The organism is Nocardioides mangrovicus (assembly GCF_003674065.1).
GTDB classification, from domain to species: domain Bacteria; phylum Actinomycetota; class Actinomycetes; order Propionibacteriales; family Nocardioidaceae; genus Marmoricola; species Marmoricola mangrovicus.
This window is the reverse complement of record NZ_RDBE01000009.1, coordinates 151768-163041: the sequence shown is the minus strand read 5'-3', so window position 1 is coordinate 163041 and position 11274 is coordinate 151768. Positions and strand designations below refer to the sequence as shown.

Here is an 11274-nt window from a genome sequence, read left to right as displayed (position 1 = left end):
TGGCGGACGACGGCGGCACCGATGCCGCTCGCGCCCCCGGTGACGATGGCGGTGCCTGAGAAGATGTCCATGTCGCGGAGGCTACTGCGCGAGCTCGACGAGACCCTCGGCGACCAGCACCGCCGGGCCGGTGAGCAGCAGCCGGTCGCCCCCGGCCTCGTCGGTCCACGTCACCTGCAGCGTGCCGCCCGGCACGTCGACGGTGTAGGCGGTGTTGCGGGCCGCGTCGTCGGTCAGCATGGCGGCGACCACGGCCGCGCAAGCGCCCGTGCCGCAGGAGCGGGTCTCGCCCGAGCCCCGCTCGTGCACCCGCATCGCGATGTGCGCCTCGCCCCGCCGCGTCACGAACTCGACGTTGACGCCGCCCGGGTACGCCTGCGCGTCGTAGGCCGGCGGCTCGAGGAGGTCGCCGGCCTCGGCGAGGTCGTCGACGAGCACCACGGCGTGGGGGTTGCCGGTCTCGACGTGCGTGGCGGGCCACGACCGCTCGCCGACGCCGATCTTGGTCTCGGCCAGGACGGTGGCGCCGCCCATGTCGACGGTGATGCCGTCCTCGGCGAAGGTGAGTGTGCGCAGGCCGGCGCGGGTGGCGATGGGCAGCGGGCTGCGCGGGTCGACGTCGGCGTGGGTGGCCAGGTAGAGGCCGAGCACGCGGACGCCGTTGCCGCACATCTGGCTCAGCGACCCGTCGGCGTTGCGGTAGTCCATGAACCACTCGGCCTGCTCGCGCTGCTCGACCGCGGCCGGGTCGTCGGTGGCGTCGGTGCGCACGACGCGGATGACGCCGTCGGCGCCCAGGCCGGCGCGGCGGTCGCACAGGAACCGGACTTGGTCCTCGCCCAGCTCCAGCCGGCCGTTCGCGTCGGGCACCAGCACGAAGTCGTTCTCGGTGCCGTGACCCTTGACGAAGCTGATCTCCACGCCCTCAGAGTAGGTGGAGCGCGCGACCGAGTCGGTCGGGGTCGTCGTGGCGCACCCAGTGCACCCGCGGGTCCTTGCGGAACCAGGCGTCCTGCCGCCGCGCGAAGCGGCGCGTGCCGACGACCGTGCGTCGCTTGGCCTCCTCCTCGCTGGTCTGCCCGGCCAGGTGCTCCAGGACCTGCGCGTAGCCCAGCGCGCGGCTGGCGGTGCGGCTGGGCGCGACCAGCCCACGGACCTCCTCGACCAGGCCCGCCTGCCACATCTGCTCCACCCGTCGCTCGATGCGGGCGTCGAGCGTGGGCCGGTCGATGTCGACGCCGATCTGCACCGTCTCGGGGTGCAGGTAGACCGGCTCGGGCAGCGTCGCCCGGAAGGACCCGGTCAGCTCCACCACCTCCAGCGCGCGCACGATGCGACGCCCGTTGCCCGGCTCGATGGCCGCGGCGGCCACCGGATCGGCCTCGCGCAACCGGGCGTGCAGCACGCCGGCGCCCTGCTCGGCGAGCTCGGCCTCCAGCCGCCCACGCACGGCGGGGTCGGTGCCGGGGAAGTCCAGCCGGTCGACCACGGCACGGGTGTACAGCGCCGACCCACCCACCAGCACCGGCACGCGGCCGCGGGCCCGGACGTCGTCGACGACCTCGCGGGCCAGCCGCTGGAACACCGCGACGCTGGCCTCCTCGTGCACCTCCAGCAGGTCGAGCAGGTGGTGCGGCAGGCCGCGACGCTGGTCGGGCGGCAGCTTCGCGGTGCCGATGTCCATGCCGCGGTAGATAGCCATCGCGTCGGTGTTGACCACCTCGCCGCCCAGCCGCTCGGCGAGGTCGAGGGCCAGGTCGCTCTTGCCCGAAGCCGTGGCCCCGACGACCGCGACGATCGGGGGCTCGGACACCGGGTCATCCTCGCGGATCCGCTTGTACAGTGCCCGCATGGGCATCTTCGACAAGGCCAAGGAGCTCGGCGACAAGGCGAAGGACTTCGCCGAGGGCCACTCCGACAAGATCAACGAGGCCGCTGCGAAAGCCGGCGACTTCATCGACTCCAAGACCGACGGCAAGTACGCCGACAAGGTCGACAAGGCGCAGGAGTTCGTCAAGGAGAAGACCGAGGGATCCGGCCCCACGGCGCCCTGAGCACGACGATGAGCAACGAGAGCGACGCCCCGACGCCGCACACCGATCCGCGTCCGCCCGAGGGCCCCGGCGGTCCCGACGCCGTCCCGGACTGGGAGTCGGCCGGCCCCGACCCGATCGTGCCCGACCAGCCGCGCTCGGCCCAGGTGGCCGACGACGCCGTCCCCGATGAGCTCGACGAGCCGGAGGACACCGACGGCTCGGACTCCGACGAGTCCGAGCCGGAGAAGCAGACCGACCCCGAGACGGAGACGCCGGCTTAGGCCCGGGGGGCCGTGCCTAGGCGGGGGCGCCCACCGTCGGCATGCCCAGTCCGACGCGGTTGTCGGACACGGCGCTGCGCGCTTCCCAGGCGTCGCCTGACCGGGTCCGGCGCACCGAGCGCACCGGACCGTCGGCCACCAGGTGGTGCGGCGCGGCGTGCGTGATCTCCACCTCCACGACGTCGCCCGGCCGCGGTGCCTCCTCGAGCGGGCCGGGAGGCGTGAAGTGCACCAGCCGGTTGTCGCGGGCACGGCCGGTCAAGCGGTGGGTGGCCTGGTCCTTGCGGCCCTCACCCTCGGCCACCATCAGCTCCAGGGTGCGACCGACCAGCCGCCGGTTCTCGGCCCAGGCGATCGCGTTGACGCGCTCGACCAGTCGCTCGTAGCGGTCGCGGACCACCTCGGTCGGCACTTGGTCGGGCAGGTCGGCGGCGGGCGTGCCCGGGCGCTTGGAGTACTGGAACGTGAACGCGCCGGAGAACCGCGCCTGCTCCACCACGTGCAGGGTCTGCTCGAAGTCGACCTCGGTCTCGCCGGGGAAGCCGACGATGATGTCGGTGGTGATCGCGGCGTCGGGCATCGCGGCACGCACCCGGTCGATGATGCCCAGGAACCGCTCCTGCCGGTAGCTGCGCCGCATCGCCCGCAGCACGGCGTCGGAGCCGGACTGCAGCGGCATGTGGAGCTGCGGCATGACGTTCGGCGTCTCGGCCATGGCCGCGATGACGTCGTCGGTGAAGGAGGAGGGGTGCGGGCTGGTGAAGCGCACCCGCTCGAGCCCCTCGATCTCACCGCAGGCGCGCAGCAGCTTGCCGAACGCGAGCCGGTCGCCGAACTCGACGCCGTAGGTGTTGACGTTCTGCCCCAGCAGCGTCACCTCGCTGACGCCCTCGGCCACCAGCGCCTCGATCTCGGCCAGGATCTCGCCGGGGCGGCGGTCGCGCTCCTGGCCGCGCAGGCTCGGCACGATGCAGAAGGTGCAGGTGTTGTTGCAGCCCACCGACACCGACACCCAGGCCGCGTAGACTGACTCCCGCCGCGTCGGCAGCGTGCTCGGGAACGTCTCCAAGGACTCCAGGATCTCGACCTGGGCCTCCTCGGCCACCCGGGCGCGCTCGAGAAGCACCGGCAGCGAGCCGATGTTGTGCGTGCCGAACACGACGTCGACCCAGGGCGCCCGGCGGGTGATCTCGCCCCGGTCCTTCTGCGCCAGGCAGCCTCCCACCGCGATCTGCATCCCGGGGTGCTCGGCCTTGACCGGCGCGAGATGTCCGAGGTTGCCGTAGAGCTTGTTGTCGGCGTTCTCGCGCACCGCGCACGTGTTGAACACCACCACGTCGGCCGTCGCGCCCTCGGGCACGGCGACGTACCCCGCGTCCTCCAGCAGCCCGGAGAGCCGCTCGGAGTCGTGGACGTTCATCTGGCACCCGTAGGTGCGGACCTGGTACGTGCGCGCGCTCATCTCGCGCACCAGGGTACGCAGCGTCGCTACCGGCTGGCGTCGCCCAGTCCGCGGTCGAGCTCGCCCTTGACCTGCTTGGTCAACGAGGGATCGAGCAACGGCGCGTCCGAGGCGTCGGGGTCGTCGGGGGTCTCGGGGACCAGGTCCTCCTGTGGGCCGGCCTCGGCCTCGTCGTCCCAGTCGTGGACGTGCGGGGCGTCGGCGTGGACGTCGCCGAACGAGACCGGGCTGGCCTCGGTGGCGAAGGACTCCCCCGGCGCCGCGGGCGGGCGCTGCTCGGCGGCGGGGAGCGGCTCGCGCTGCGGGGGCACGATCGAGGTCGACGGGGCCCACTGTGTCGATGGGGCCGGCGCGGTCTCCGATGGGGTGGACCCGTGACCCACCACCGCCCCGGCCAGGCCCTTGGCGATGCCCACTCCGCGCAGCGCGCTGCGTACCGGGTGCCGCACGAGGAAGGTCACCGTGTCCGCGATGCTCATGGGTCCTGTCTACCCGCCGGGCCGGCCCGATCCCAGACCCCGATGGACCGGACCCAGATCCCGTTCCCAGCCCGCTTCACAGGCCCATCGCGCGGCGAACGTCGGCCAGCACCGGCGCCGTCACCTCCCGGCAGCGCTGCTCCCCCGCCTCGAACACCGCCGCGACCTCGGCGGGGTCGAGGTCGGCGTAGCGCTGCTGCAGCGGCTCGAGCACGGCGATCACCGCGTCGGTGACCGCCGCCTTCAGCGCACCGTAGGTGTGCAGTCCCTCGGCGCTCGCGCCGCAGGCGGTGAGGATGTCGAGCAGGTTCGTCACCCCGGGCTTGGCCTCCCGGTCGGCGCGGACCGCGTCGGCGCCGGTGTCGGAGTCGGTGACGGCCCGGGCCACCTTGCGGCGCACGACGTCGGGCGGATCGAGCAGCCGGAGACAGCCGGGATGGTCCTCGGGCGAGGAGCCCGACATCTTCCGCGTCGGCTCGGCCAGGTCCATCACCCGGGCGCCGGCGGGCGGCGTGGTCACCCGGGGCACCGTGAACACCTCGCCGTAGGTCGCGTTGAAGCGCTGGGCGACGTCGCGCGCGAGCTCGACGTGCTGGCGCTGGTCGTCGCCGACCGGCACGGTCTCGGGGCGGTACAGCAGGATGTCGGCGGCCATCAGCACCGGGTAGGTGAACAGCGAGCACCGCGTCGACGGCCGGTCGCGGCCCTTCTCCTTGAACTGGATCATCCGGTTGAGCTCGCCCGTGGTGGCCACGCACTCGAGCAGGTAGGTCAGCTCGGCGTGCGCAGTGACGCGGCTCTGCACGAACAGCGTGCTGCGGTCCAGCCCAGCGGCGACCATCAGCCGCTGCTGCTCGGCGGTGAGCACGCGGAGCCGGTCGGGGTCGTGCCGGGTGGTGAGCGCGTGCAGGTCGGAGACGCCGTAGTAGCAGTCGGACGCGGCCTGCCGCTCGGCCATCGGCCGCAGCGCGCCGAGGTAGTTGCCCAGCGTCAGGTGACCGCTGGGCGTGATGAGCGAGAGCGAACGGGACATGATCGGTGGGGCTCCTTCGAAGAGGCCCACGGGTCGACCCGGAGGTGCGAACGGCCGCCCGTGGGCGGCCGTGGATGAGGGGTGGACCGCCTAGGAGACGGACCACCAGGTCAGGACGAGAGGACGCTGACTCACGCAGCGAGTGTGGCACGGCCGCGCGACGGGCGCGGTGCGTCAGGTCCTCTCGGTCACCCAGAGCCGGATCTCGCCCTCGACCACCACGGTGCCGTCGGCGAGCTCGCCGCGGACCCGCACCGGCACGTCCGGGTCGTCGCCGGCCCACTGGGCGGGGTCGGTCTCGGCGATGCAGGTGACGTCGCCGGTGGCCTTGGCGGTGTAGGCGACCTCCATCCCCTTCGGTATCCAGCGCCGGTGCGCGGGGATGCTGGCCTCGGCCAGCGCGCCCATCGCCGCCTCCAGCCCGTTGCAGAGCGCGATGGCGTGCACCGTGCCGAGGTGGTTGTGGACGCCCCACCGGTCGGGCACGACCAGCTCGACGTGGTCAGGCTCCAGGCGCGTGAACCGCGGCCGCACCGTGCGAAAGTACGGCGCCGCGAGCGAGAAGGCGGTCGAGAACACCCACCGGCCCAGCGGCAACGGCTCGAGACGGCGGTACGCGGACAGCACGCGGCTCACTCACGTGACCCTACCCGCCGGTAACGTTGCGACGATTTCTTGCACTTCTTGACGCGTGCAACGCAAGGTGCTTGCGTACCTCGATGACCTCCTCTCGGGCTCTGCCGTCGACCCTGTCCCGCCGCGCCACCCTGGCCGGCACCGCCACCGCCGCGCTGGCCACGTCGCTGACCGCCGGCGCGGCCTCGGCGGCGCCCGAGCGACACCACCGCTTCCCCGGCCTGCCCACCCTCAGCCCACGACAGCAGGCCGGCCAGCGCGTCATCGCCTCCTACTCCGGGCTGACTCCGCCGCCCGAGCTGATCGAGGCCATCCGCGCCGGTGAGATCGGCGGGGTGATCTTCTTCGGCGAGAACATCACCAGCACCGCCCAGATCGCCGAGGTCACCGCTCGCCTACGACGCGCCCACCGGCACAGCCCCACCCGCGCCTTCCCGCTGATCCTCACCACCGACCAGGAGGGCGGGGTCGTCCGGCGGCTCAAGGACCAGGAGCCGACGCTCACCGCCAAGCAGATGGGCGCCTCCACCGACTACGTCGGGGTCTCCGCCGCGTCCGGCGCCGGCGCCGCGGTGGGCCTGCACCGGGCCGGCATGAACCTCAACCTGGCCCCGGTGCTCGACGTCTACCGTGCCGAGGGCAACTTCGACGACAAGTTCGGGCGCTCCTTCTCCAGCGACCCGGCCAAGGTCGCCGCCTGCGGCACCGCGTTCCTGACCGCCCAGCAGCAGCGCGGCATCGGCTCGACGGTGAAGCACTTCCCGGGCCTGGGTGCCGCGACGGTGGACCAGAACACCGACCTGGTCAAGCTCGTCCTCACCCAGTCGGCCGAGGAGATCCGAGGCGTCGACGAGCTGCCGTTCCGGTCCGCGGTCAAGGCCGGAGTGGACCTGGTGATGACCTCCTGGGCGGTGTACCCCGCCCTGGACCCGACCTACCCCGCCGGACTCTCGCGCCGCATCGTGCAGGGCGAGCTGCGCGACCGGCTCCGCTTCCGGGGCGTCACCATCACCGACGCCCTCGAGGCCGGATCGCTCGGGGAGTTCGGCGAGGTGCCCCAGCGTGCCGTGAGCTCGGCGGACGCCGGCATGGACGTCTTGTTGGCCTCCAGCCGCCAGGTCGCCGACGGCCTGGGCAGCGTCACCGCGCTCACCTACGCACGACAAGACCGCCGGCTCGGCGCCCGGGAGTGGGACGCCGCGCTGCAGCGCGTGATGCGGCTGCGCTGGCGGCTGCGGACGCGGTAGCCCGACCGCGCGATCGGTCAGCCGGGCTCGGTGAAGGTGATCGGTTTCCCGGTGGCGCGGGCGTAGTCGATCTCCCGGCTGGTGGACTCACCGATGTAACCGGCTGGATTGACGACCAGCACGCGGTCGGCCAGGTCGATCTTGCGCAGGTGCAGCTCGCCGAGCGCAGCCTTCTGCGCCGGCGTGATGGCCTCGTCGGACTGGGATGCATCGACCCGCGCGAAGACGCCGGGGGCCACGACGATGACGCCGGCGAAGGTGAGGTCACGGTTCGCCGCTCTCAGCTGCTCCTCGAACCGGGTGGAGCCGCAGAGGCAGACGATCTCTGGTCGCCCGGGCACGATGACGGGCCGGCTAGGTCTGATGATCGGGGTCGATGAGGTCCTCGGCCATGCCCTGAGCGGCCAGCTCCTCCTTGACCACCCGGTAGGCGACGCCGGGACCGTGGCCCTTGCGGGCGAGCATCCCGCTGAGCCGGCGGATCGCGGTCTGCTCGTCCAGCGCGCGCACCGAGCGCAGCTTGCGGCGCACCAGCATCCGAGCCGCCTCCACCTCGGCCTCGGGATCGACCTCGTCGAGAGCCTCCTTGACCACGTCGTCCTCCACGCCCTTGCGTCGCAGCTCCTGGCTCAGCGCCCGTCGCGCGAGGCCCCGGCCGGACTGGCGCTGCTCGATCCAGGCCTGCGCGAACGCGGCGTCGTCGATCAGGCCGACCTCGGTGAACCGGTCGAGCAGTCGGCCGGCCACCGCGTCGGGCACGCCGCGGGCGCTCAGCTTGGTGGCCAGCTCGGCCCGGGTGCGGGGCCGGCCGGTCAGCTGGTCGAGCAGGATCGTGCGCGCCACCGACTCGGGGTCCTCGGCGGGGCCGAGGTCCTCCAGGTCGGTGGGGGTCTTTTGCTGGCGCATCGGGTGCTCCCGGGGACGGCCGATAGGGATGGGTGCTTGGTTTCGAGACGGTGCTAGCGCACCTCCTCGTCGGCGCCGTGGTGTCAGAAGTCGATGCCGTCGGGGTCGATGCCGGCTTCGCCGGCGGGGTTGTCCACCGTCGGGCCAACGCCGAGCTTCTCAAGGATCTTCTTCTCGATCTCGTTGGCCAGGTCGGGGTTGTCGCGCAGGAAGGTGCGCGCGTTCTCCTTGCCCTGGCCGAGCTGGTCGCCCTCGTAGGTGTACCAAGCACCGGACTTGCGGACCAGGCCCGCCTCGACGCCGACGTCGATCAGACCGCCCTCGCGGGAGATGCCGCGGCCGTACATGATGTCGAACTCGGCCTGCTTGAACGGCGGGGCGACCTTGTTCTTGACCACCTTGACCCGGGTGCGGTTGCCGACGGGCTCAGCGCCGTCCTTGAGGGTCTCGATGCGGCGGACGTCGAGGCGCACCGAGGAGTAGAACTTCAGCGCCTTGCCGCCGGTGGTGGTCTCCGGCGAACCGAACATCACGCCGATCTTCTCGCGCAGCTGGTTGATGAAGATGGCGGTGGTTCCGGAGTTGTTGAGGGCACCGGTCATCTTGCGCAGCGCCTGGCTCATCAGCCGGGCCTGCAGGCCGACGTGGCTGTCGCCCATCTCGCCCTCGATCTCCGCGCGGGGCACCAGGGCGGCGACGGAGTCGATGACGATGAGGTCGAGCGCGCCGGAGCGGACCAGCATGTCGGCGATCTCCAGCGCCTGCTCACCGGAGTCGGGCTGGGAGACCAGCAGCGCGTCGGTGTCGACGCCGAGCTTCTGGGCGTACTCGGGGTCGAGCGCGTGCTCGGCGTCGATGAAGGCGACGATGCCGCCGGCCCGCTGGGCGTTGGCCACGGCGTGCAGCGCGACGGTGGTCTTGCCGGAGGACTCCGGTCCGTAGATCTCCACCACGCGCCCGCGCGGCAGGCCGCCCAGGCCCAGGGCGATGTCGAGGGAGATCGCCCCGGTGGGGATCACCTCCAGCGGCGCCCGGGTCTCATCGCCCAGCCGCATGACCGAGCCCTTGCCGAACTGCTTCTCGATGTTGCCCAGCGCCATCTCCAGCGCCTTGTCACGGGGGTCTCCAGCCGCAGCTGCCATGTCCAGGTCCTCACGTCTCGTGGTTCGGGGTACGGCGACGACGCTAGGCGTCACCACCGACAACCTCGGGCTGCGCGGCGCCGGCCTGTGGAGAACCGGCGCCGCGGACGCCCTGTGGATGCGAACCTACCCGAACGCTCGTTCGAAACCAGCGACCCGGGCGGCGTGTCGGAGCGACCCGGCTACGGCAGGATGCGCGTCGCCGTGGTGGGCGGGGTGTAGGGCGAGTGCGCCTGCAGGTAGTCGGCGAAGGCGTCGATGTCGAGACCGCCGTAGTAGACGTCGGTGCCCTTGGTGAACGCGCCGAAGCCGTCGCCGCCGCCCTGCAGGAAGTTGTTCGTCGCCACCCGGTAGGTCGCCGTCTTGGAGATCGGCGTGCCGTTGAGCGTCACCGAGCCGTCGACCGCTCCGGTGGACCCGAGGCGGTAGCTGAACCCGTTGGAGACCTGCAGGATCTTGTGCGACCCGGCGTTGGCCCCGGTGACCTGCTGGGCGAGCAGGTCGTAGATGTCCTGCCCGGTCAGGTCGAGGGAGACGATGTAGTTGTTGAAGGGCTGCACCGTGAACGCCTCGTCGTAGGTGACGTCGCCCGTCGCCTCCCCGTAGGGCGAGTTGGCCGCGGTCAGGTCGGCCCGGATGCCGCCGGGGTTCATGAACGCGATCTGCGCGGTCTTGCCGTTGTGCGCGGTGGTCGGGTCGGCCAGCTGCGCGTCGGCGATCAGGTCGCCCAGCGGCTGCTCGCCCTCACCGATGTCGTTGCGGGTGACGTCACCGGAGATCCGGCCCAGCACCTTGCTGGCGATGGGGCGCACCAGGTTCTCGTAGGTGTTGATGAGCGAGAGCAGCGTCGGGCTCGGCGTGACGTCGCGGGTGACCGGCAGGTTCGCGCCCTTGACCGAGGTCCGGACGATGTCGCCCTTCACCTTGTCGTACGTCAGGTCGGTGTCGGTGATCAGCCGGCCGAACGAGGAGGCCGAGGTGAGCAACCGGTAGTGGCCCTTGGGGTCCTTGACCTTGCAGACGTACGGCTGGTGGGTGTGGCCGGAGACCACCATGTCGATCTCGGGCGAGAGCTTCGCCGCGATCGGCAGGATCGGCGACTGCGCGGCGATCAGCGATCCGCCCTGGGAGCAGGCGTAGTCGTAGGTCGGGTTGACCTGCGTGGTGGTGCCGTTGGGCAGGGTGTACGACTGCTGCGCCGGCACGCCGCCCTGGTGGATCAGCACCACGATCGCCTTGACGCCCTTGCGCTTGAGCTTGGGCACCAGGCGGTTGGCGGTCTTCACCTCGTCGGTGAAGGTGAGGCCCTTGATGCCGGCGGCGGTGACGATGTCGGGCGTGCCCTTGAGCGTCATCCCGATGAAGCCGATCTTGGCGTCGCCGACCTTCTTGATGGTGTAGCTCGGCAGCAGCGAGCGGTGCTTGCCCTTGCTCCACTTGACGTTGGCGGCGAGCATGTCGAACTTCGCGCCCTTGAACCGGTGGGCCGCGCAGGAGTTCTGGTTGTTGGCGCCGGCGCCGTCGTCGATGCAGCCGCCGTAGCGCATCCGGCGCAGCTCCTTCCAGCCCTCGTCGAACTCGTGGTTGCCCACGGAGGTGACGGAGAGGCCGAGCTTGTTCATCGCCTCGATGGTGGGCTCGTCGTGGAAGGCGGCCGAGAGCAGGGGCGAGGCGCCGATGATGTCGCCGGCGGCCACGGTGATGGTGTGGCGACCCTGCTTGCGCGCCTGCTGGCGCTCCAGCTGCAGGTGCTTGGCGAGGTACGCGACACCGCCGGCATCGATCGTGGTGTCGGCGCCGGTGGCGGTGTGGCCGGTGACCAGGCGCCCCGAGGAGCCGGCCGGCGGCTCCAGGTTCCCGTGGAAGTCGTTGAACGACAGGATCTGGATCTTCTCGTAGCGCGAGTGCTTGCGGTGACGGTCGCCATGGCTGTCCGAGCCGGCGGCGTTCGACGGCGCACCCACCGTCGTCGCCGTGACCAGGACGGCGGCCCCGGCCGCCAGGACGCCCCAGGAGCGGGCGTAGCGCGGGCGTGCGTGCATGGTGGGCATC

Annotated in this window: 13 protein-coding genes; 3 read left to right on the top strand and 10 right to left on the bottom strand. The window is 71.8% G+C overall.

Features of this window, described 5'->3' with window-relative positions:
* Positions 1 to 81 precede the first annotated feature (81 nt).
* A complete protein-coding gene (gene dapF, locus D9V37_RS14615) occupies positions 82 to 921 on the bottom strand; it encodes a diaminopimelate epimerase (protein ID WP_121806913.1) in 840 nt (279 codons plus the stop codon).
* A gap of 4 nt (positions 922 to 925) precedes the next feature.
* Positions 926 to 1813, bottom strand: coding sequence for a tRNA (adenosine(37)-N6)-dimethylallyltransferase MiaA (gene miaA, locus D9V37_RS14610; RefSeq protein WP_232524934.1), 888 nt, complete (start codon positions 1811 to 1813; stop codon positions 926 to 928).
* Positions 1814 to 1850: 37 nt separating this feature from the next.
* On the opposite strand from miaA, the gene D9V37_RS14605 reads away from it, so the two are divergent.
* Both D9V37_RS14605 and D9V37_RS14600 read left to right on the top strand, forming a co-directional pair.
* Positions 1851 to 2054, top strand: coding sequence for an antitoxin (locus D9V37_RS14605; RefSeq protein WP_121806911.1), 204 nt, complete (start codon positions 1851 to 1853; stop codon positions 2052 to 2054).
* Positions 2055 to 2062: 8 nt separating this feature from the next.
* A complete protein-coding gene (locus D9V37_RS14600) occupies positions 2063 to 2317 on the top strand; it encodes a hypothetical protein (protein ID WP_121806910.1) in 255 nt (84 codons plus the stop codon).
* 16 nt (positions 2318 to 2333) lie between these two features.
* On the opposite strand, the gene miaB is transcribed toward D9V37_RS14600, so the two are convergent.
* The 4 genes from miaB to D9V37_RS14580 form a co-directional block, all read right to left on the bottom strand.
* Positions 2334 to 3779 carry a tRNA (N6-isopentenyl adenosine(37)-C2)-methylthiotransferase MiaB gene (gene miaB / locus D9V37_RS14595; RefSeq protein ID WP_121806935.1) on the bottom strand — a complete coding sequence of 482 codons (1446 nt, stop codon included), beginning with the start codon at positions 3777 to 3779 and terminating at the stop codon, positions 2334 to 2336.
* A 26-nt stretch (positions 3780 to 3805) separates the two neighbouring features.
* On the bottom strand, positions 3806 to 4258 hold the full coding sequence (locus tag D9V37_RS14590) for a hypothetical protein (protein WP_121806909.1): 453 nt from the start codon (positions 4256 to 4258) through the stop codon (positions 3806 to 3808).
* A gap of 76 nt (positions 4259 to 4334) precedes the next feature.
* Positions 4335 to 5291 (bottom strand): tryptophan--tRNA ligase, encoded by a 957-nt coding sequence (trpS, locus tag D9V37_RS14585; protein ID WP_121806908.1) that lies wholly within the window; start codon positions 5289 to 5291, stop codon positions 4335 to 4337.
* A gap of 174 nt (positions 5292 to 5465) precedes the next feature.
* A complete protein-coding gene (locus D9V37_RS14580; RefSeq protein ID WP_121806907.1) occupies positions 5466 to 5927 on the bottom strand; it encodes a hotdog fold domain-containing protein in 462 nt (153 codons plus the stop codon).
* An 83-nt stretch (positions 5928 to 6010) separates the two neighbouring features.
* Between D9V37_RS14580 and D9V37_RS14575 the strand changes: the two genes are divergently transcribed.
* Complete coding sequence (locus tag D9V37_RS14575) at positions 6011 to 7174, top strand: glycoside hydrolase family 3 N-terminal domain-containing protein (RefSeq protein ID WP_121806906.1); 1164 nt, start codon at positions 6011 to 6013, stop codon at positions 7172 to 7174.
* 17 nt (positions 7175 to 7191) lie between these two features.
* Here the strand turns inward: D9V37_RS14575 and D9V37_RS14570 are convergent, their stop codons facing one another.
* The 4 genes from D9V37_RS14570 to D9V37_RS14555 form a co-directional block, all read right to left on the bottom strand.
* Positions 7192 to 7515, bottom strand: a complete 324-nt coding sequence (locus tag D9V37_RS14570; RefSeq protein ID WP_121806905.1) for a hypothetical protein — start codon at positions 7513 to 7515, stop codon at positions 7192 to 7194.
* A 13-nt stretch (positions 7516 to 7528) separates the two neighbouring features.
* A complete protein-coding gene (locus tag D9V37_RS14565; protein ID WP_121806904.1) occupies positions 7529 to 8080 on the bottom strand; it encodes a regulatory protein RecX in 552 nt (183 codons plus the stop codon).
* Between the two features lie 83 nt (positions 8081 to 8163).
* Positions 8164 to 9222, bottom strand: a complete 1059-nt coding sequence (gene recA, locus D9V37_RS14560) for a recombinase RecA (protein WP_121806903.1) — start codon at positions 9220 to 9222, stop codon at positions 8164 to 8166.
* A gap of 182 nt (positions 9223 to 9404) precedes the next feature.
* On the bottom strand, positions 9405 to 11264 hold the full coding sequence (locus tag D9V37_RS14555) for a bifunctional metallophosphatase/5'-nucleotidase (protein ID WP_198412563.1): 1860 nt from the start codon (positions 11262 to 11264) through the stop codon (positions 9405 to 9407).
* Positions 11265 to 11274 lie beyond the last annotated feature (10 nt).

Coding starts and splice junctions, on each gene's coding strand:
- D9V37_RS14605 (WP_121806911.1), top strand. CDS start 1,851: ATGGGCATCTTCGACAAGGCCAAGGAGCTCGGCGACAAGGCGAAGGAC.
- D9V37_RS14600 (WP_121806910.1), top strand. CDS start 2,063: ATGAGCAACGAGAGCGACGCCCCGACGCCGCACACCGATCCGCGTCCG.
- miaB (WP_121806935.1), bottom strand. CDS start 3,779: ATGAGCGCGCGCACGTACCAGGTCCGCACCTACGGGTGCCAGATGAAC.
- D9V37_RS14590 (WP_121806909.1), bottom strand. CDS start 4,258: ATGAGCATCGCGGACACGGTGACCTTCCTCGTGCGGCACCCGGTACGC.
- trpS (WP_121806908.1), bottom strand. CDS start 5,291: ATGTCCCGTTCGCTCTCGCTCATCACGCCCAGCGGTCACCTGACGCTG.
- D9V37_RS14575 (WP_121806906.1), top strand. CDS start 6,011: ATGACCTCCTCTCGGGCTCTGCCGTCGACCCTGTCCCGCCGCGCCACC.
- D9V37_RS14565 (WP_121806904.1), bottom strand. CDS start 8,080: ATGCGCCAGCAAAAGACCCCCACCGACCTGGAGGACCTCGGCCCCGCC.
- recA (WP_121806903.1), bottom strand. CDS start 9,222: ATGGCAGCTGCGGCTGGAGACCCCCGTGACAAGGCGCTGGAGATGGCG.
- D9V37_RS14555 (WP_198412563.1), bottom strand. CDS start 11,264: ATGCACGCACGCCCGCGCTACGCCCGCTCCTGGGGCGTCCTGGCGGCC.